Below are 19,795 nucleotides of genomic sequence, written 5' to 3' on the forward strand. Positions count from 1 at the left end.
CGCCGGCTCGTGTCAGGGTGCGCGCGATCGCCCCTTGCCGCAATCCCGGAAGGCAGCATGCATGTCGATGCGGTCAGGCAAAGCGATTCGGCAATCCGGAAACGGAAACGTCCAACGATTCGCTGGGTTCCTGCCGCGAGCCGGCTCGCCAGGCCGGATCGCGGGCTCCATGCCGTGGGAAGGCGACGAAAGGAAGGCAGCGACCATGACTTTGCAGGAAGGCGACCTGGCGCCGGAATTCACGCTGCCCCGCGACGGCGCGGGCGATATCAGCCTCACCGCCCTGCGCGGGCGCAAGATCGTGCTCTACGCCTATCCCAAGGACAACACCCCGGCCTGCACCGAGGAGGCGATCGCGTTCAATCGCCTGCGCAAGGAATTTGCGGCCTGCGGCACCGAAATCATCGGCGTTTCACCGGATTCCGCGAAGAAGCACGTTAATTTCAAGCGCAAGTACGATCTCGATTTCCCGCTCCTCGCCGACGAGACGCAGGCCCTGGCGAATGCCTACGGCATCTGGGTCGAGAAGAGTCTGTACGGCCGCAAATATATGGGGGTCGAGCGCTCGACCTTCCTGATCGATGCCGAAGGCCGCCTCGCCCGGATCTGGCGCAAGGTGAAGGTCGCCGGCCATGCTGAGGAGGTTCTGGCGGCAGCACAGGCACTTTGACACTTTAGTTCATTGCAGAGGCGTTGCGCGGGCCGGAATTTGCAAAAGATTAACCCTAACAATGTCTGATGGCGGTATCGGCAGCGTGATTATCGGTTCCGCGTATGCATCATCAGTCCCAGACAGCTCCCGCCCTCCCGACCGTCGGCCTGGTCTCCCACAAGACCTACACGGTGCGCCGCTCCACCATGCTCGCAGGACTGGCCTGGCTGGCCCTGAGCACGGCCTGCAGCGGCGCCGCCGGCTGGTACATCCTCAGCCGCGACGATCTCGCCGCCAGGATGATCGCTCGCGAGACATCGCGCCAATATGCCTATGAGGATCGAATCTCGGCGCTGCGGGCCGATATCGATCGCTATGCCAGCCGCGCCCTCCTCGATCAGGACGGTGTCGAGTCGCGGGTCGACGAGCTCGCCAGCCGCCAGGCCGAGCTCGAATCGCGCCAGTCGCTTGTCGCCGCCCTCACCGACACGTTGCAGTCCAGTGGCCTGATCCCGGCCGCGAAGCTGCCGCTGCGCTCTGAGGTCATCAAGCCCGGCGAACCGGTCCGCGCCTCTGGCGTGACCAGCTTCGCGCCGATCCTGCCGAACAAGCCCACCCCGGCGCCCGAGACGCCTTCGCTGCGCGGCGCCGATGGCAGCGCAGCGGGCGGCTGGCAATCCGGCGAGACTCCGCCCGAACCGCCGGCCAAGCGTGTCGATGCCGCGCTGACCAGGCTCGACGGCGCGATCGCAAGAACCTCCGACGCGCAGCTCTCGGTCTTGAAGGACATGGACGAGCGCGTCGCAGCCGCGCAGAAGCGCCTGCGCAGCGCGCTCGCCGAAACGGGCCTCGATCCCGAGCGCCTCGCCGCTCCGACCGTCGCAGCCGGCGGTATGGGCGGGCCGTTCGTGCCGGTGAAGCTCGCCCCCTCGGAAGGCGCCTTCCCGGCGACCCTCAACGCCCTCCAGCCGCGCCTGGCGGCAGTCATGCGCCTGCGCGGCGTGATCGATCAGTTGCCGCTCGCGCGGCCGATGGCCGGCGACCACGACTTCACCTCGAATTTCGGCTACCGCACCGATCCGTTCACCCGCGGTCTCGCGATGCATACGGGTGTCGACTTCCGGGCAGAGACCGGTTCCCCGATCATGGCGACGGGGCCGGGCAAGGTCTTGATCGCCGAGTACAATGGCGGCTACGGCAATATGGTCGAAGTCGAGCATGCCAATGGCCTGACCACCCGCTTCGCCCATATGTCGGCGATCTCGGTCACTGCCGGCCAGATGGTCAAGGCCGGCACGGTTGTCGGCCGCGTCGGCTCGACCGGCCGCTCGACTGGCCCGCACCTGCACTACGAAACCCGCATGAACGACGAGCCGATCGACCCGACCCGCTTTCTGCGCGCCGGCGTCAAGCTGCTCGCGACCACCCTCTGAGGCACCGGTCCAGAAACGAAGAAGGCCGCGCTCCAGGGCGCGGCCTTCTTTTTTGTTCGGCTACCAGGCTGGGCTCAGTCGATATCCTCGACCTCTACCTCGGTACCGTAGACCCGCTGCGCCAGCGACGCTTCCATGAAGGGGTCGAGAGCGCCGTCGAGCACCTCTGAGGGCGCCGTCGAGCTCACGCCCGTGCGCAGATCCTTCACGAGCTGGTAGGGCTGCAGCACATAGGAACGGATCTGGTGGCCCCAGCCGATATCGGTCTTGGAGGCCTGCTCGGCATTGGCCTTCTCTTCGCGCTTCTTCAGCTCGACCTCGTAAAGGCGGGCGCGCAGCATGTCCCAGGCCTTGGCCCGGTTCTTGTGCTGGGACCGCTCCTGCTGGCAGGCCACCGCGATGCCGGACGGGATATGCGTGATGCGCACAGCCGAATCCGTCGTGTTGATGTGCTGCCCGCCGGCGCCCTGGGCGCGGTAGGTGTCGATGCGGCAATCCGATTCCTTGACGTCGATGACAATGCGATCGTCGACGACCGGATAGACCCAGATCGACGCGAAGGAGGTCTGCCGCCTGGCATTCGAGTCGAAGGGCGAGATGCGCACGAGGCGATGCACGCCCGATTCGGTCTTCAGCCAGCCATAGGCGTTATGGCCCTTGAACTGCAGCGTCGCCGACTTGATGCCGGCCGTGTCGCCGTCCTGGTATTCGAGCGTCTCGACCTTGAATTTCCGCCGCTCGCCCCAACGCCTGTACATGCGCAGCAGCATTTCGGCCCAGTCCTGGCTTTCGGTGCCGCCGGCGCCGGGATGGATCTCGACATAGGTGTCGAGCATGTCGGCCTCGCCCGAGAGCAGGGTCTCGACCTGGAGGCGTGCCGCCTCGTCCTGCACGGCCTTGATCGCCTGCTCGCCCTCGGTGACGGTGGCGTCGTCGCCTTCCATCTCGCCGAGTTCGATCAGCGTCAGCGCGTCGTCGAGTTCGCGCTCGAGCTTGGTGATGCCCTCGATCTGGGTTTCCAGCGAGGTCCGCTCGCGCATCAGCTTCTGCGCGGCTTCGGCATCGTTCCAGAAATCGGGTCCCTCGGAGAGGGCGTTGAGTTCCGCTAGGCGGCGCTGGGCTTGATCCCAGTCAAAGATGCCTCCTCAGCAGTCCGATCGACTGCTTGGCGTTATCGAGCTGCGTCTGGATTTCGGGGCGCATGATTCCGTCTGGACGTCCTTGTGAGCAAAACGTGAGGGCTGAGATAGGGGCGAAAGGCCCGGCTGTAAACGCCGGAGGCGATATCACGTCCCATGACGCCGGCCACGGGTTGGCTGGCCCGAAAAAGGCGACGCCCGGAGAATATCTCCGGGCGTCGCGGAATCGCCTGCTATCGGCTCAGTAGAGCCCGCCCGTGCCCGAACCGACGGCGCGCCCGCCGCCCGCTCCGACACCGAGCGGCGCGCTGCCGTCACCGGCGGCGCCGATCACCGAATAGCTGTCCGGCGGCGCCGTGCCCGGCTTGAAGGCTTCGAGGATGCCGCCCTCGCCGCCGGCGCGCATGCCGGTGCGGGGATCGACGCGGATCAGCTTGATGCCGGCCGGAACGCGGAACGGCGTCGCCGGCTTCTCCTTCAGCGCGACGCTCATGAAGTCGCGGAAGATCGGCGCAGCGTACTGGCCGGCGGTCGCGGAGGTGCCGAGCGATTTCGGCTTGTCGAAGCCCATATAGACGCCGACGGCGAGGTCCGGCGAGAAGCCGACGAACCAGACGTCCTTGGCGTCGTTGGTCGTGCCGGTCTTGCCGGCGAGCGGCTTGCCGACGGACTTGACCACCGTCGCCGTGCCGGCATTGACCACGCCTTCGAGGATCGAGACCATCTGGTAGGCGGTCAGCGGGTCGAGCACCTGCTCGCGATTGTCTACCAGGCGCGGCTCCGGCTGGTTCGCCCATTTCTCGGCGTTGCAGCCCTCGCAGACCCGCTGGTCGTGCCGGAAGATCGTCGAGCCCGAGCGATCCTGGATGCGGTCGATCAGAGTCGGCCGGATGCGCTTGCCGCCATTGACCAACATCGAATAGGCCGCGGTCATCCGCATCACCGTCGTCTCGCCGGCGCCCAGCGACATCGACAGCACGGGCTGGAGATCGTCATAGATGCCGAAGCGGCGCGAATACTCGGCGATCAGCGGCATGCCGACATCCTTGGCGAGCCGGACCGTCATCAGGTTCTTCGAGAACTGGATGCCGTAGCGCAGCGTGCGCGGCCCGGTCGACTTGCCGTCATAGTTCTCCGGCCGCCACATCCCGAGGCCCGGCCCCTGGTCGATCTCGATCGGGGCGTCGAGGATGATGCTGGACGGGGTATAGCCGTTGTCGAGCGCGGTGGCGTAGACGAAGGGCTTGAACGAAGAGCCGGGCTGACGCAGCGCCTGCGTCGCGCGATTGAACTCCGACTGGTCATGGCTGAAGCCGCCGACCATGGCGAGCACGCGGCCCGAGAACGGGTCCATCGCGACGATGGCGCCGTTGACCTCCGGCAATTGCCGCAGCCGCGCGAAGCCCGGCCGGCTGTCCATCGGCTCGACATAGACGATGTCGCCGACCGAGACGGCCTGCGAGACGCGGGCGCGCCGGGTCCATTTGATGCCGTCGGCGGCGAGCGTCAGGATCTGGCGCTCCGGGTTGAGATGGCCGGCATTGTCGCGCAGCGGATGCAGGCCGAGCCTGGCGCTGTCGCCATTGACCTCGAGCACGACCGCGAGCCGCCACGGCGCGACGTCGCCGAGCACCGGCAGTTCGCCGACGACCGTACCCCAGTCCTTGCCGCCGAGATCGATCTTCTGGATCGCGCCGCGCCAGCCGCGCGCCTCGTCGAAGCGCACGAGACCGTCGACCAGCGCCTTGCGCGCCATCAACTGGGTCTTGGGATCGACCGTGGCACGAACCGAGAGGCCGCCTTCGAGCAGCTTCTTCTCGCCATAGCGGTCCTGCAGCTCGCGGCGGATTTCCTCGGCGAAATAGCCGGCGGCGATCTGGTTCGGAGAAACCGTGCGCGGATTGACACCGAGCGGCTGCTTCTTGGCCGCCTCGCCCGCCTCGCGCTTGGCGTAGCCGTTCTCGACCATGCGATCGATGACGTAGTTGCGGCGCTCGATCGCACGGTCGCGATTGCGGAAGGGATGCAGGTCGGAAGGAGCCTTCGGCAGGGCTGCGAGATAGGCGGCTTCCTGCAGGTTGAGCTCATGCACCGACTTGCCGAAATAATTCAGCGCCGCGGCGGCGATGCCGTAGCTGCCCTGCCCCGGAGCCGGCGCGCCGAGATAGATCTCGTTCAGGTAGAGTTCGAGGATCTTGTCCTTGGAGTAGGTCGATTCCAGCTTCAGCGCGACCAGCGCCTCGCGGATCTTGCGCTCGATCGACTGCTCCGGGCTCAGGAAGAAGTTCTTCGCAACCTGCTGGGTGATGGTCGAGGCGCCCTGCGGCCGGCGATTCGCGGAACGATTGCGGAAGTTGGAGATCGCGGCGCGGACCAGGCCTTCGGGATCGACGCCGACATGCTTGTAGAAATTCTTGTCCTCGGCCGAGAGATAGGCATCGATGACCAGCTTCGGCACGGCCTGGATCGGCAGGTAGAGGCGCCGCTCGCGCGCATATTCGGCGATCAGGCTGCCGTCGCCCGCATGGACGCGGGTCATGACCGGAGGCTCGTAGTTCCGGAGCTGCGCGTAATCCGGCAGGTCGCGCGAATAGTGCCAGATCAGCCCGCCCGCGATGGCGGCACCGATCACAAAAGCGATCGCGCCGGCGGCGAACAACCATCCGAAGATTCGCAGAATGAACCGCATCTCAGGCCCTGGACCCCGTAATTCCCACCCGGCGTGCGCCAGATCGGGGCGCTTCGCAAATCATAGCTATAACATGACAGAGATGGCGGAACCGTGGCCTCAGGACCACATTTCGCATCATCCCGACACGCCTGACGCTACACATGGGCATGCGCCGACGATTCGGCCGCTTGCCCATCCCTGCCGCCTATGCACGCCCGGTGCAACCGCGGCGGCTAGTTCCGGCTCTCCGCCGCCTTGCCGACGGAAGCCCGTTCGCGGGCGAAATAATCGTCGATCGCTGCGGAGACGGCTGTCACGGCCTTGCCGCGCCATTCCGGCGAGTTCAGCAGTTCGGCATCCTTCGGGCTCGACATGTAGCCGAGCTCGATCAGCACGGACGGCACGTCCGGCGCGCTCAGCACCCAGAACCGCGCCGAACGCAGCGGGATCTTGTGCATCTTGATCGAGCCGCCGAGCTTCTCGACCAGATTGCGCGCGAAAACCCCCGTGAAGGTCCGCGTCTCGCGCCGGGCGAGATCCATCAGGATGCCGGCGACATCCTGCAATTCCTCGCTGGTTTCCAGGCCCGCCACGGCATCGGCCTCGTTCTCCTTGGCGGCGAGCCTTGCGGCTTCGGCATCGGTCGCGCGCTCCGAGCGGGTATAGACGGTGGCGCCGCGAACCTCCTGGGCCTGCGTCAGCGAATCGGCGTGGATCGAGATGAACAGGTCGGCCTGCTCGCCGCGCCCGATCTGCACGCGGTCGCCGAGCGAGACGAAGCGGTCGTCGTCGCGGGTCATGACGATGCGATAGCGGCCATTCGCCTCGAGCTGCTCCTTGAGCGCCTTGCCGAAGGCGAGGACCACCGCCTTCTCGGCGATGGCAGCGACGGTTGCACCGGGGTCGATGCCGCCATGGCCGGGATCGATCACGATCGTGCGACGCGTCTCGCCCGCCGTCTTGGTCGGCGCCGGCGCCGGAATTGCCGGTGCAGGCTTCAGCACCTTGCCGGCCTCGGCCAGGAAATCCGCCCGCGCCGTCTTCTTCAGTTCGATCGTCAGTTCGCCGAAGCCGCCGCGCACCGTTTTCACCTCAGCCCTTACGATGGCGGCGGGATGGGCGAGGTCGATGATGATTCGGGCCTTGTCGGCCGTGAACAAGCCGTAGCGATAGCCGCTGACGAAACCGGCACTACGCTTTGCCGAGGGCTGGATCTGGAAATTGGTCGAGGGCAGCTCGACGATGACCCGGTCAGGCGCGGCCTGCACCCAGGCATCGACCGCGACGGACGCCGACAGCATCATCGTCAGGCGCACGGTCTCGCCGCTCTGCTCGATGCGGGCATCGGTCGCGACCGGATACTCGCTCTGTGCCCGCGACTCGGCTTTCGGCTGCGCCCATGCCGGGAAGGCGCCGGCCATCGACTCGACCGTCAGCAGGCAGGCGACGGCCAGCGCGCACCGCAGCGCACGGGAGCGCCACGGCGCATCGCGACGGCTCCAATCGGCGCGGCGGATGCACGAGAACAGTTGAAAAATCCCGTCTATTATTACGAGGGTTTAACCATAACGGGGCTGAAATCCTAACAGGGCGTTACCATCTCTCCCGAGGGCCGGAAACCGCCTCTGCGCGCTCCGGCCGAAATGCGGCCGTCATGTGACTTGCAAATCACCATCACCTGTCTGTAATGGAACAGGTTGCTTGTCAGCCTGTCCGAGGGACACATCCGGATCGTGCGATCCGTCGGCGTCCGAAGCAGGCTGGGCTGCCGTTCCCGAGCGGAGCGGTGGCAACAAGACGACCGCAACGGATCGTCCGCAGACGGTTGGCATCGGGATTGCGTGTTTTCTGCGCCCTGCCCTGTCTTGCGAGCGTGCAAACGCGATGCGCCTGGCTGCCTGGCCGGAGCATCGCAGGTCAGGACAGATGACGGGGCATAAGACGCCGCTAGCACCATCGGTGAACCGTCCGAACCTGCGGAACCGCGCCGGGCTTGTCGCCCGGGTGGCTGTTCCGAGCCGCCTTCCTGTCTCGACCGCTTCCTCCTCCCTCCTGCAACATGCCGGCTCGCTCCGGCTTTCTCGCGGCGCCCTCGCCCGCGGCGGCGGATGTGCATCCGTAGCCGCGCGGCGCCGGTCGGCAGCCGCGCCAATGGAACTGTCTTATGGCCAACAAGATGCTTATCGATGCCACCCACCCGGAGGAGACCCGGGTCGTGGTGGTCCGCGGATCCCGCGTCGAAGAGTTTGATTTCGAGTCTGCAAGCCGAAAGCCGCTCCGCGGCAATATCTATCTCGCCAAGGTGACCCGCGTGGAGCCCTCGCTCCAGGCGGCGTTCGTGGAATATGGCGGCAACCGCCACGGCTTCCTCGCCTTCTCCGAGATCCACCCCGACTACTACCAGATCCCGGTCGCCGACCGGCAGGCGCTGCTCGAGGACGAGGCCCGCGCCGATCGTGACGAGGAGCGCGACGAGGAGCGCCGCGAGAAGCGTGGCCGCCGCGACCGCGGCCGCCGCGGCGATCGCGACAACCGCGCCAAGAAGGCCGCCGCCGACGAGACCGTCTCGGCCGAGGTCGAAGCAAGTGCCGAGAACGGCGAGGAGCGCGTCGAGACCGACGGCAAGGAAGCCGCGATGGTCAACGAGGGCGGCCCCGCCTTCGGCGAGTTCTTCGCCCCGGACGTTGCCGAATCCGCCACCGAGGACGCCGCACCGAACGCCGCGCCGCTGACCTTCGAAACCGTCGAGGCGAGCGTCTCGGTCGAAGAGACCGTCGTGTCGGCCGAAGCATCGGACAGCGCCGAGACTGAGGCGCGCAAGCCGTCCGAGGACGATGGCGACGACGAGAACGGCGACGAGGATGCCGAAGAGGCTCCCGAGCAGCTCGGCGGCGGCGACGCCCTCGACGACATGCCGGAGCGGCGCCAGCGCAGCCACCGCCGCCAGTACAAGATCCAGGAGGTGATCAAGCGCCGCCAGATCATCCTGGTCCAGGTCGTCAAGGAAGAGCGCGGCAACAAGGGCGCGGCTCTCACCACCTATCTGTCGCTGGCCGGCCGCTATTCGGTGCTGATGCCGAACACCGGCAAGGGCGGCGGCATCTCGCGCAAGATCACCAATGCCGAGGACCGCAAGCGCCTCAAGGAGATCGCGACCGAGCTCGAGGTTCCCGAGGGGATGGGCCTGATCCTGCGCACGGCCGGTGCCTCGCGCACCAAGGTCGAGATCCGGCGCGACTACGAGTACCTGATGCGGATGTGGGAGAGCGTGCGCGAACTGACGCTGGCCTCCGTCGCCCCGTCGCTGGTCTATGAGGAGGGCAACCTCGTCAAGCGCTCGATCCGCGACCTCTACAACAAGGATATCGACGAGGTTCACGTCGCCGGCGAGAGCGCTTATCGCGAGGCCAAGGACTTCATGCGCATGCTCATGCCGAGCCATGCCAAGAGCGTGAAGCCCTATCGCGAGCAGACCCCGCTCTTCGCCTCGTTCGGCGTCGAGAGCCAGCTCGACGCGATGTTCTCGAACACGGTGACGCTGAAGTCCGGCGGCTATCTCGTCATCAACCAGACGGAAGCGCTGGTCGCGATCGACATCAACTCGGGCCGTTCGACCCGCGAGCACAATATCGAGGACACCGCCCTCAAGACCAATCTCGAAGCGGCGGAGGAAATCTCCCGCCAGCTCCGCCTGCGCGACCTCGCCGGCCTCATCGTGATCGATTTCATCGACATGGAGGAGAACCGGAACAACCGCGCCGTCGAGAAGAAGCTGAAGGAGTGCCTGAAGGACGACCGCGCCCGCATCCAGGTCGGCCGCATCTCGGCCTTCGGCCTGCTGGAGATGTCGCGCCAGCGCATCCGCACCGGCGTGCTCGAATCCTCTTCGGTGCCCTGCCCGCATTGCGCCGGCGCCGGCATGATCCGCTCGACCCCTTCGGTCGCGCTGCAGATCCTGCGCGCGCTGGAAGAGACGCTGATCAAGAGCGCCTCGCATAACCTCACCGTCCGCACCCGGCCGGAAGTGGCGCTCTACGTCCTCAACCAGAAGCGCGCCCATCTCGCCGATCTAGAGACCCGCTTCAACATCGCCATCACCGTCTCGACCGACGCGAACCTGCTTGGCACGCGCTATTTCGAGGTCGAGCGTGGCGAGTTCGTCGGCAATGAAGGCCGCATCGTCTCGACCAGCTTCAAGGCCGAGGCGATCGCGTCGGATGTCGACGACGAAGCGCTCGACGCCGCTGCGGAAGCTGCTGCCCTCGACGCCGAGACCGACGGCACCGAAGCCGTCGCGGCCGAGGCGCAGGGCCAGGCCGATCGTGGCGAAGGCGAAAACGGCCGTCGCCGGCGCCGGCGTCGCCGTCGCCGGCGTGGCGGCGAGCGTGACGAGCAGGGCCAGCAGCTCGACGGCGCGCAGGGTGATGACGAAGCCGAGGGCGACGAGGGCGAGGAAGACGGCGATGAGGCCGTGACCCCGGCCGCTGCGGCCGAGCCTGTCGCCGAAGCCGTGGCCGAGGTTGCTCCGGAGCCGGCCGCCGAGGAGCCTGCAGCCGAGGTCGCCAAGCCGAAGCGCAGCCGCGCCCGCAAGCCGAAGGCCGAGGCCGCTAAGGAGACCGAGGCCAAGGCTGAGACGGTCGTGACTGAGGCTGCTCCCACTGAGGCCGAGAAGCCGAAGCGCAGCCGCTCGCGCAAGAAGGTCGTGCCGATCACCGAGGGCGGGGAAGCCGCCGCGGAAACCGCTCCGGTTCCCGCCGAGACGAAGGCCGAGGTTTCGGTTGCGGCTCCCGAGGCCGTTGCGGCCCCGGCCGAGCCGACCCCGGCGCCTGAACCCGCTCCCGTCCGCGCGCCTGCCGAAGAGCCCGTCGCGGTCGTGCTGACCGAGCCGGATCCGAACCGGCCCAAGCGCGGTGGCTGGTGGAACAGGCTCGCTGGCCGCTCCTGATCACGCGCTCCACATCCGACGAATGATGAAGTCCGCTGCGCTCCGCAGCGGGCTTTTCCTTTTCACGGGCAGCCAAACCGGTCAGGATCGTCACCGAACAGTGCTCGACCCGAAGCAGGAGCCGATGCCGCCACCCCGCAATCGCGAGCGCATGGTCATGATTATGCTGGCCGCCATCGGCTTGATGGGGTGCGCCTATCTCGCCTGGAGCGCCATCGGCTGGTTTGGCGTGGGCATTCTCGGCCTGCTCGTGCTGTTCATCGCGATCCGGGTGGAACTCGAAGACAATCGCCCTGTCGGTCATCAGATGACGCCCGGTCTCTATGCCGGACAATTCCACACCGAATCCGGCCAGGGGCATGCCGAACGAGCTGGACGCAGCTTGGAACGGCTCGCCTTGACGAGCTCCGCCCGCCTCGCCGGGTTATTCGGTGCCGTGCTGGCGGTCACCGGCTTTGGCTTGTTCTTCTTGCTGTGACGACAGGCCTCAGCCCGCGGCCGGCGCCAGCGGTGTCGGGGGCGGCACGGTCGAGATCGCAGCGGCTGCGTGGCCCTGCGAGCCCCCCTCGCCGCCGCGCACCGTGACGGCATTCGAGGCGAAGGGCACGCGGGCCTCGTTCAGGGCGCGATAGACACGCTTCAGCGATTCGCGCTGCAGCATCGAGGACTGGTTCGGCTTGCCGGTGAATTTCAGCCGGATCACGATGGCGCTGTCGGTGATGTCGGCGACACCCTGCATCTTGAGCGGGGCGATGAAATGCGGCCCGTATTCGGGGTCCTCCATCAGCGCGAGACCGGTCTTCTTGATCGCCTTGCGGGCCTGCTCGATATCGGCGGAATGGTCGAGGCGGACGTTGAACTTGATGGTCGCCCAGTCGCGGCTGGCATTGGTCAACGACTGGACCTGGCCGAACGGCACCGTGTGAATCTGGCCGCTCTGATGGCGTAGCTGCATCGAGCGCAGCGAGATCTTCTCGACCGTGCCCTTGAGCCGGCCGGTATCGACATACTCGCCGACGCGGAAGGCGTCCTCGAGCATGAAGAAAACGCCCGAGACGATGTCGCGCACCAGCGCCTGCGAGCCGAAGGAGAGGGCAAGGCCGAGGATGCCGAAGCCGGCGAGCAGCGGGCCGATATCGACGCCGAGCCGTGACAGCACGACGAGAATTGTCAGGCCGAGCACGGCGCCCAGCACGACGCCGCGCAGGACCGGGAGCACCGTCGCCAGCCGGCTCGGTACGCCCTCCTCATGCGCGGCGTCCTCATCACCGGGCCCGACGACGCGCCGCCGCGGCGTATAGGCGTCGAAGAATGCATGCAGGAAGACGAGCGCCACCCAGCCCACGAACGCGAAGATCGCGACGCCAGCGGTCTGACGCATCACGGCGGCGAACTGCGCCGAACTGACGCCGAGCAGCAAGCCGGCCCAGAGGCGCGACAGGACGAAGAATCCGGCGGCCCAGAACACGCCGACAGCCGCCGCACGCAGGGCCGCGCCGCCCGCGCGCATCATCGGGGTCATGCCATGCTCCACCTCGCGCCGCATCGCATGGCAGCGCAGCAGGCTGGCAACGCCGACGGCGAGGATCGGGATGATGACGATGGCCACCTGCGTGAGGGCGGAGGCTTCTGCCCAGCGCCCCCCATTCGACATCATTGCGGCTGCGCTGCTGACCATCCAGAGCAGGACTGTCGTCGAGATGTAAAACCAGGCGGCCCCACCCGCGATCAGCCGCCGGATCGGCCCGGGCTCGGGAGCCCCGGATAGAATCAGGGCTGCAAGATCATGTCGCGCGTCGTGGAACCACCAGACCTTGAACAGCGTGATCAGGAGCCCGGTCAGCGCGATCAGGCCGGTCACTGGCCGTGGGCCCGAGCTGACCTGATGGGCGAGCAGGATGCTGGTCACGATCAACGGCGTCAGCACCGCGTAGACGACCAGCCGCCGGAAATGCACCTCGGCGCGCGGCAACGGCATGATCCGCCGCTCCGGTACGCCGGGTGAGACGAGGAAGCGGCCGACAGCGATATAAAGGGCGCCGATCGCTGCGCCGTTGGCGCCGGTCGTGAGCGCGATATTGGCGAGATCATGTTCCGACAGCCAGGCATTGCGGGTGACCCGCGCCACGGCCAGGGCGAGCAGGATGGTCGCGACATCCTGGAGCAGCCCCCAGGACGAGGCGATCAGGCGGGGCGTAAATTCCGGCCCGGCAGGCTGCATCTTGCGCGCGAACCAGCGGGCGCTCGCGATCCGGAAGGCGAAAGCGGCAGTGAGCGCAAGACAGATGATGCCGAAGATGCGCCAGCCGGCGGTTGCTCCCTCGCGGCCATTGAGATTGCGCAGCCAGGCACGCCCCCAGTTGTCCGGCAGTTCGCCGATCGCGGGGATCGCGGTGCCGCCATATTCGACGCCGTCGATGAAACGGTCGACGAGGGCATTGACCTCCGCCTGGAAGCCGGCCTCATCCGCCATCGACGGCGCAGGCGCGGGTTGAACGGCGGCAGGTTTTGCCTTGCCGGCGGGCTCCGCCGGTGTTGCTGCGACCGGGGCAGCGGGCGCGCCACCGACCCTGATCTCGACCTGTCGCCCCGGGACCGACAGGGCATCGACCATCCTGCGGATCGCCTCGGGCGTCTCGTCGCCACGCAGGTTGAGAACCACGGAGGGTCGGTCTTCGGCCATTGCTGGCGTGACCGGCGAGAGACACGCGAAGGCAAGTGCCAGCCAGCCGAAGAGCACTGCCGGTCGGGCAGTGCTACGCCGCGGGACGGTTCCGCCCTGTGCAGCGACGTTCATGGCAGGTCTCCGTGCTATCCCAAGAACGCAGCATGCAGAGGTTTCGCTAAATCTGACAAGCCATTCGCGTGGCCGGACAAAGCGCTCTTCAGCGCTTCTTCATCCAGGCGCCGATCCGCGTCACCGCCTCCTCGCATTCGCCGAGCGAACCGGCGAAGGAGAGCCTGATCGTGCGGGCGCCCCGCGCCTCGTCGAAATCGAGCCCGGGCGTGATCGCGACGCCGGCCTCCTCGAGCACGCTGCGGCAGAAGGCCATGGAATCGTTCGAGTACCGGCCGATGTCGAGATAGATGTAGAAGGCCCCATCCACCGGCAGGAAATCGCCGAGGCCGATCTGCGGCAATGCCTTCAGCAGGAAGGCGCGGTTTTGCGCATAGCCCGCCTTGATCGCCTCGCATTCGTCGGTCGCGTCGAAGGCGGCCTCGCCTGCCACCTGGCTGAGATAGGGCACCGAGATCGAGAAATTCTGCTGCAATCGCTCGATCGTGCGCACCAGCCGCTGCGGCACGACGAGCCAGCCGACTCGCCAGCCGGTCATGCAGTAGTATTTGGAGAAGGAGTTGACGATGATCGCGTCGGGATCGGCGGCGAGCGCCGTCGTCGCCGGCGTCTCGTAGGTCAGGCCGTGATAGATTTCGTCCGAGATGTACCAGAGCCCGAGCTTGCGGCAGCAGGCGGCGACATCGGCGATGGCGTCCGGCGTCATCACCACGCCGGTCGGGTTGGCCGGGCTCATGGTCAGCACGCCGGCGAGCGGCTTCTCGCGATGGGCGCGCTCGATCAGGTCGGGCGTCAGCGCGAAGCGCGTCTCGGGGCCGACCTCGATCGCCACCGGCTCCAGCCCGAGCGCGATCAGGATGTTGCGATAGGCCGGATAGCCCGGCGCCGTGATCGCGATCCGAGAGCCCGGCTGGAAGCAGGCGAGAAAGGTGAGGATGAAACCGCCGGACGATCCCGTCGTGACGACGACGCGCTCGGCGGCCACCTGGACACCATAAGCGTCGCGATAATGCCGTGCGATGCGTTCCCTCAGCGAATCCGTGCCGAGCGCCTGCGTGTATCCGATCCGGCCATGCTCCAGCGCCCTGGCGGCAGCGGTGCGGATCGAGGCCGGCGTCGGTGCCGAGGGCTGGCCCACTTCCATATGCACGACCGAGCCGCCGCGGCGCTCGATCGCCGCCGCCTGGTTCATCACGTCCATGACGATGAAGGGCGCGACGCGCTCGGCTCGCTCGGCGAGAGCGGGCAAGGCGGCGGGCGCTATCAGGGGCTTCTGCATCGGCTTGTCCGGTTTCGCGAAGACGCCCGCTCGCGTAGCCGAGGCGGCCGCGCCCTGCAACCATCGGCCGCATCCGTTGGCAGAGCTGTGATTTGACCTTCGCCCCCCGAACACCCACAAGCTCGCGGCTTGAAGCCCTGCTTGCGCCGCGGTTTTCTGCCCGGCGGCTTTGAAAAGGATGACGAGATGGCTTTCCCGACCCTGACCAGCCTGGCGCGCGCCTGCCTGCGGCCTGCCGCCGTCGTGCTGAGCCTGTGGCTCGCGGCCTCGGCCGCCCCGGCCATGGCGCAGGGCCAGCCGCTCTCGCCCGAGCAGCGCAAGGCCGTCACCGACCTGATCCGCGAGACGCTGCTGAAGAATCCCGAGATCATCCAGGACGCCCTGATCGAGCTGGAGCGCCGCAACACTGTCGCCCAGGCCGATGCCCAGCGCAGCGCGGTGGCAGCCGAGAGGGCGCGCATCACCGATCCCGCGACCTCGGTCATCGTCGGCAATCCCGACGGCGACATCACCCTCGTCGAGTTCATGGATTACAATTGCGGTTACTGCAAAAGGGCGATGGAGGACGTGACGGCGCTCGCCAAGGCCGATCCCAAGCTGCGCGTCGTGCTCAAGGACTTCCCGATCCTCGGTCCTGATTCGGTCGAGGCCAGCCGCGTCGCCGTGGCGGCCAAGAACCAGCTCCAGGGCGCGAAATATTTCGAGTTCCACAACAAGCTGATGGCCGTGAAGGGCAAAGTCAACGCCGCCAAGGCGCTCGACATCGCCAAGGAGGCCGGCGCCGACGTCGCCCAGCTCAAGAAGGACATGGAGGCCCCCGCCACCAAGGCCGCGATCGCGGATACCATCGCGCTCGGCGACCGCCTCGGCCTCACCGGCACGCCGGCCTTCATCATCGGCGACGAGATCGTCTTCGGCGCGGTCGGCCAGGCCGCCCTCAAGGCGAAGCTCGATTCCGTCCGCCGCTGCGGCAAGACCGACTGCGCCGGCTGATCGGCCGTTTCAACACCATCCCGCGGGCCTGCAGGGAGCGACAGGCTTCCCCTGCCGGCTCGCAACGTTTATGAGGGCGGCTCCTGCCGCCCGCGCGCGGTGCCGGAATCAACACCCTCGATGGTCGCCGTCCACGTCCTGAACGGACCCAACCTCAACCTGCTCGGAACCCGCGAGCCCGGAACCTATGGCGCGGTCACCCTGGCCGGCGTCGAGGAGCGTCTGCGCCGCAAGGCCGAGGCGGCCGGCGTCGAGCTCACCTTCCGGCAGACCAATTTCGAGGGCGAGCTCGTCACCTTCATTCAGCAGGCGGGCCTGGCCGGCGCCGGCGTCATCATCAATGCGGGCGCCTATACACATACGTCGGTCGCCCTGCGCGACGCGATCAAGGGCGTCGATGCGCTAGCGATCGAGGTCCATATCTCCAACGTGCATGCGCGCGAGGAATTCCGGCACCATTCCTATATGGCGCCGGTCTGCGTCGGCGTGATCTGCGGCTTCGGCGTCGCGAGCTACGATCTGGCTCTCGACGCGATCGTGCCGCTGCTGGAAAAGCGGGCGGCGAAAGCCGCCTGAACCTTTTTGAACGGGAGCGCGGCCGGGTCCGCCGCTCTGATCCGAATATCCGAAGAAGACGGTGATACCCGCCATGGCGACCAAGAGCCCGATCGATCCCGAACTTGTCCGCGAGCTCGCCGAGCTGCTGAACCAGACCGATCTCACCGAGATCGAGGTCGAGAAGGGCGATCTGCGCGTCCGCGTCGCCCGCAACATCTCGACCACCGTCCAGGTTCCTGCCGCCGCGCCGATGGTCGCGATGCCGGCTCCGGTCGCCGCAGCGGCCGCTCCCGTCGAGGCCAAGCCGACCGCCGCCCATCCCGGCGCCGTGCCCTCGCCGATGGTCGGCACCGCCTATCGCCGCCCCTCGCCCGATGCCAAGCCGTTCGTCGAAGTGGGGAGCGTCGTGAAGCAGGGTGAGCGCATCCTGCTGGTCGAGGCGATGAAGACCTTCAACGACATCGTCGCGCCCCGCGCCGGCAAGGTCACGGCCATCATGGTCGAGGACGGCCAGCCGGTGGAATACGGCGAGCCGCTGCTGGTGATCGAGTGAGCGCGGCGCCTCGCGCTGCCGGGCCGGATTTGGGTTTCAAGATGTTCGACAAGATCCTGATCGCCAACCGTGGAGAGATCGCGCTGCGGGTGCTGCGCGCCGCCAAGGAGCTCGGCATCGCGACCGTCGCGGTGCATTCCACGGCCGACGCCAACGCCATGCACGTGCGCCTCGCCGACGAGAGTGTCTGCATCGGCCCGCCGCCGGCCCGCGAGAGCTATCTCAACATCCCCGCCCTCATCGCCGCCTGCGAGATCACCGGCGCCGACGCGGTCCATCCCGGCTACGGCTTCCTCTCCGAAAACGCCCGCTTCGCCGACATCCTGGACCGGCACAACATCACCTTCATCGGCCCCAAGGCCGAGCATATCCGCTCGATGGGCGACAAGATCGAGGCCAAGCGCACCGCCAAGCGCCTCGGCATCCCCTGCGTGCCGGGCTCGGAAGGCGGCGTGGCCGACGAGGCCGAGGCGCTGCGCATCATCCGCGAGATCGGCCTGCCAGTGATCATCAAGGCCGCCTCCGGCGGCGGCGGCAAGGGCATGAAGGTGGTTCGCACCGAGGACGAGATCGCCGTCCTGCTCGCCACCGCCCGCAGCGAGGCCAAGGCCAATTTCGGCGATGACGCGGTCTATATCGAGAAATACCTCGAGAAGCCGCGCCACATCGAGATCCAGGTCCTCGGCGATGGGCGCGGCAACGCCATCCATCTCGGCGAGCGCGATTGCTCTCTGCAGCGCCGTCACCAGAAGGTTTGGGAAGAAGGCCCCTCGCCCGCCCTCAATGCCGGCGAGCGCGACCGGATCGGCGAGATCTGCGCCAAGGCGATGCGCGAACTGCAATATCGCGGCGCCGGCACGATCGAATTCCTCTACGAGGACGGCGAGTTCTACTTCATCGAGATGAACACCCGCATCCAGGTCGAGCATCCGGTGACCGAGATGATCACCGGGATCGACCTCGTCAACGAGCAGATCCGCATCGCCGCGGGCGCACCGCTCTCGCTCAAGCAGTCCGACATCGTCATCGAAGGCCATGCCATCGAGTGCCGGGTCAATGCCGAGCATCACGCGACCTTCCGCCCCTCGCCCGGCAAGATCGCCTCGTTCCACACGCCGGGCGGCCTCGGCGTGCGCGTCGATTCGGCCGCCTATCAGGGCTACACGATCCCACCGCATTACGACTCGCTCGTCGGCAAGCTGATCGTCCATGGCCGCAACCGCGACGAATGCCTGATGCGCCTGCGCCGCTCGCTCGACGAGTTCGTCGTCGACGGCGTCGACACGACGCTGCCGCTGTTCCGCACGCTGGTGCGTAACCCGGACATCCTCAACGGCGACTACAACATCCACTGGCTCGAGAAATTCCTCGCCGCCGGCGGCATGGGCGAGCCGGAAGCCTGAGGCTCCGAACCTCTCCCGAAACGAGAAAGCCCCTCGCATCGCGAGGGGCTTTTTTCATGTCAGCGATCCAGCCGAAAGGCTGGTGCTCAGATCGTCTCCAGCAGGCCCTTCATCAGCGCCTGGCGCGGCGCGATCGAGGAGATCAGCCCGTACTCCTGCAGCGTATGCGCGCCATCGCCATCGATGCCGAGCCCGTCGAGGGTGGGCACACCGAGCGCCGCGGTGAAATTGCCGTCCGAGCCACCACCCGTCATCGGACAATCCTGCAGGTCAAAGCCTACATCGGCCGCGACCTTGCGCGCGAGCTCGAACAGCTCCGCGACTTCCGCCGACTTCTCGTAGGGCGGCCGGTTCATGCCGCCGGTGATGCGCAGCGCGACATCTGGATCATGCGGCTTCAGGCTGAGGATGCGGTTCTCCATCATCGTGCCGTCGGCGAGCGTGGTGACGCGGCAATCGACGCTGAACCAGGCATGCTGCGGAATGACGTTCGCCGCCGTGCCGCCGCCGATCAGCGCGACGCTGGTCGTGATGCCAAGCGCATAATCGGTCATGCCTTCGATCGCGAGGATCTGGTGCGCCGCCTCGCGGATCGCGCTGCGCCCGTCGGCATGCCTGCCGCCGGCATGGGCCGGGCGGCCTTCGAGCCTGACGTCGAACCGGCCGACGCCCTTGCGCGCCGTGACGATCTTGCCGCCCGAGCGCGCCGGCTCGGTGACGAGCACGGCCTTCGCCCCGCGGCCGATCTCCTCGATCAGCGCCCGGCTGGTCGGCGAGCCGATCTCCTCGTCAGGCGTGAACAGGAAGACCATCGGCCGCTTGGCCGAGCCTGCGGCCGCGACCTGCTTGAAGGCCTGAAGGGCGAGCCAGGCACCGCCCTTCATGTCATAGACGCCAGGGCCATAGAGCCGATCGCCGTCGATCCGCACCGGCAGGTCCTTGGCGCTGGTACCGACCGGATGCACCGTGTCGAGATGCGACATCACGGCGACGCCCGGCTGGCCATTGTCGAGCCCGGCGCGGAGCATGACCATGTCGCCGAGGCCGTCGCGGCCGGGAATGCGCTCGACCGCGATCGGCAACCCCGCGACATCCTTCTGGACGAGGTCCATCATGCCGTTCAATCCGGCGGGATGGCTGGTGGGGCTTTCAAGCGCGACCCAGACGGAGAGCGCGGCGGCGGCTTCTTGCTGATTCATGGTGCGATGTTCTCCGAAGAAGCCCTTGGCACGCAAGGCGGTTCCCATGCATGGCGCACAGGCCGGGGCCGCAAACCGTGTCTCGCGGCCAAGCCCGCGCCGCGATCGGGAAGAACGCGCCTGCGAAGCGCTCGGCATGCGATCCCCAGGGCGGATCACGTCTGTATGCGAGA

At 67.1% G+C, this 19,795-nt stretch carries 14 protein-coding genes; 8 read left to right on the forward strand and 6 right to left on the reverse strand.

The window, feature by feature from the left end:
- The first annotated feature begins 205 nt into the window (after positions 1-205).
- Positions 206-670: a peroxiredoxin gene (locus Q9235_RS08965; protein ID WP_306226478.1), complete on the forward strand. Its 465-nt coding sequence runs from the start codon at positions 206-208 to the stop codon at positions 668-670.
- Positions 671-774: 104 nt separating this feature from the next.
- Positions 775-2,085, forward strand: coding sequence for a M23 family metallopeptidase (locus Q9235_RS08970; protein ID WP_306226479.1), 1,311 nt, complete (start codon positions 775-777; stop codon positions 2,083-2,085).
- A 74-nt stretch (positions 2,086-2,159) separates the two neighbouring features.
- Here Q9235_RS08970 and prfB read toward each other — a convergent pair.
- From prfB to Q9235_RS08985, 3 genes are all read right to left on the reverse strand, one after another.
- Positions 2,160-3,288 (reverse strand): peptide chain release factor 2 gene (gene prfB, locus Q9235_RS08975; protein WP_257734804.1). Its coding sequence is split into 2 segments (ribosomal slippage): positions 2,160-3,218 and positions 3,220-3,288, totalling 1,128 coding nucleotides; the frame shifts between segments, so codons are not numbered across the junction.
- Positions 3,289-3,465: 177 nt separating this feature from the next.
- Positions 3,466-5,913 (reverse strand): penicillin-binding protein 1A, encoded by a 2,448-nt coding sequence (locus Q9235_RS08980; RefSeq protein WP_306226480.1) that lies wholly within the window; start codon positions 5,911-5,913, stop codon positions 3,466-3,468.
- Positions 5,914-6,128: 215 nt separating this feature from the next.
- On the reverse strand, positions 6,129-7,316 hold the full coding sequence (locus tag Q9235_RS08985; RefSeq protein ID WP_306226481.1) for an N-acetylmuramoyl-L-alanine amidase: 1,188 nt from the start codon (positions 7,314-7,316) through the stop codon (positions 6,129-6,131).
- A gap of 743 nt (positions 7,317-8,059) precedes the next feature.
- Here Q9235_RS08985 and Q9235_RS08990 point away from each other — a divergent pair.
- Positions 8,060-10,840, forward strand: a complete 2,781-nt coding sequence (locus Q9235_RS08990) for an Rne/Rng family ribonuclease (protein WP_306226482.1) — start codon at positions 8,060-8,062, stop codon at positions 10,838-10,840.
- Between the two features lie 22 nt (positions 10,841-10,862).
- Positions 10,863-11,318: a hypothetical protein gene (locus tag Q9235_RS08995; RefSeq protein ID WP_306226484.1), complete on the forward strand. Its 456-nt coding sequence runs from the start codon at positions 10,863-10,865 to the stop codon at positions 11,316-11,318.
- 9 nt (positions 11,319-11,327) lie between these two features.
- On the opposite strand, the gene Q9235_RS09000 is transcribed toward Q9235_RS08995, so the two are convergent.
- Both Q9235_RS09000 and Q9235_RS09005 read right to left on the reverse strand, forming a co-directional pair.
- Positions 11,328-13,637: a mechanosensitive ion channel family protein gene (locus tag Q9235_RS09000; protein WP_306226485.1), complete on the reverse strand. Its 2,310-nt coding sequence runs from the start codon at positions 13,635-13,637 to the stop codon at positions 11,328-11,330.
- 88 nt (positions 13,638-13,725) lie between these two features.
- A complete protein-coding gene (locus Q9235_RS09005; RefSeq protein ID WP_306226487.1) occupies positions 13,726-14,916 on the reverse strand; it encodes a pyridoxal phosphate-dependent aminotransferase in 1,191 nt (396 codons plus the stop codon).
- A gap of 186 nt (positions 14,917-15,102) precedes the next feature.
- On the opposite strand from Q9235_RS09005, the gene Q9235_RS09010 reads away from it, so the two are divergent.
- From Q9235_RS09010 to accC, 4 genes are all read left to right on the forward strand, one after another.
- Positions 15,103-15,909, forward strand: coding sequence for a DsbA family protein (locus tag Q9235_RS09010; RefSeq protein ID WP_306226489.1), 807 nt, complete (start codon positions 15,103-15,105; stop codon positions 15,907-15,909).
- A 120-nt stretch (positions 15,910-16,029) separates the two neighbouring features.
- Positions 16,030-16,485, forward strand: coding sequence for a type II 3-dehydroquinate dehydratase (gene aroQ / locus Q9235_RS09015; RefSeq protein ID WP_306226490.1), 456 nt, complete (start codon positions 16,030-16,032; stop codon positions 16,483-16,485).
- 73 nt (positions 16,486-16,558) lie between these two features.
- Positions 16,559-17,020, forward strand: coding sequence for an acetyl-CoA carboxylase biotin carboxyl carrier protein (gene accB / locus Q9235_RS09020; protein WP_306226491.1), 462 nt, complete (start codon positions 16,559-16,561; stop codon positions 17,018-17,020).
- A gap of 41 nt (positions 17,021-17,061) precedes the next feature.
- Positions 17,062-18,423: an acetyl-CoA carboxylase biotin carboxylase subunit gene (accC, locus tag Q9235_RS09025; protein ID WP_306226493.1), complete on the forward strand. Its 1,362-nt coding sequence runs from the start codon at positions 17,062-17,064 to the stop codon at positions 18,421-18,423.
- Between the two features lie 86 nt (positions 18,424-18,509).
- On the opposite strand, the gene Q9235_RS09030 is transcribed toward accC, so the two are convergent.
- Positions 18,510-19,622: a M20 family metallopeptidase gene (locus tag Q9235_RS09030; RefSeq protein ID WP_306226494.1), complete on the reverse strand. Its 1,113-nt coding sequence runs from the start codon at positions 19,620-19,622 to the stop codon at positions 18,510-18,512.
- Positions 19,623-19,795 lie beyond the last annotated feature (173 nt).

The organism is Bosea beijingensis, assembly GCF_030758975.1.
Lineage (GTDB): Bacteria > Pseudomonadota > Alphaproteobacteria > Rhizobiales > Beijerinckiaceae > Allobosea > Allobosea beijingensis.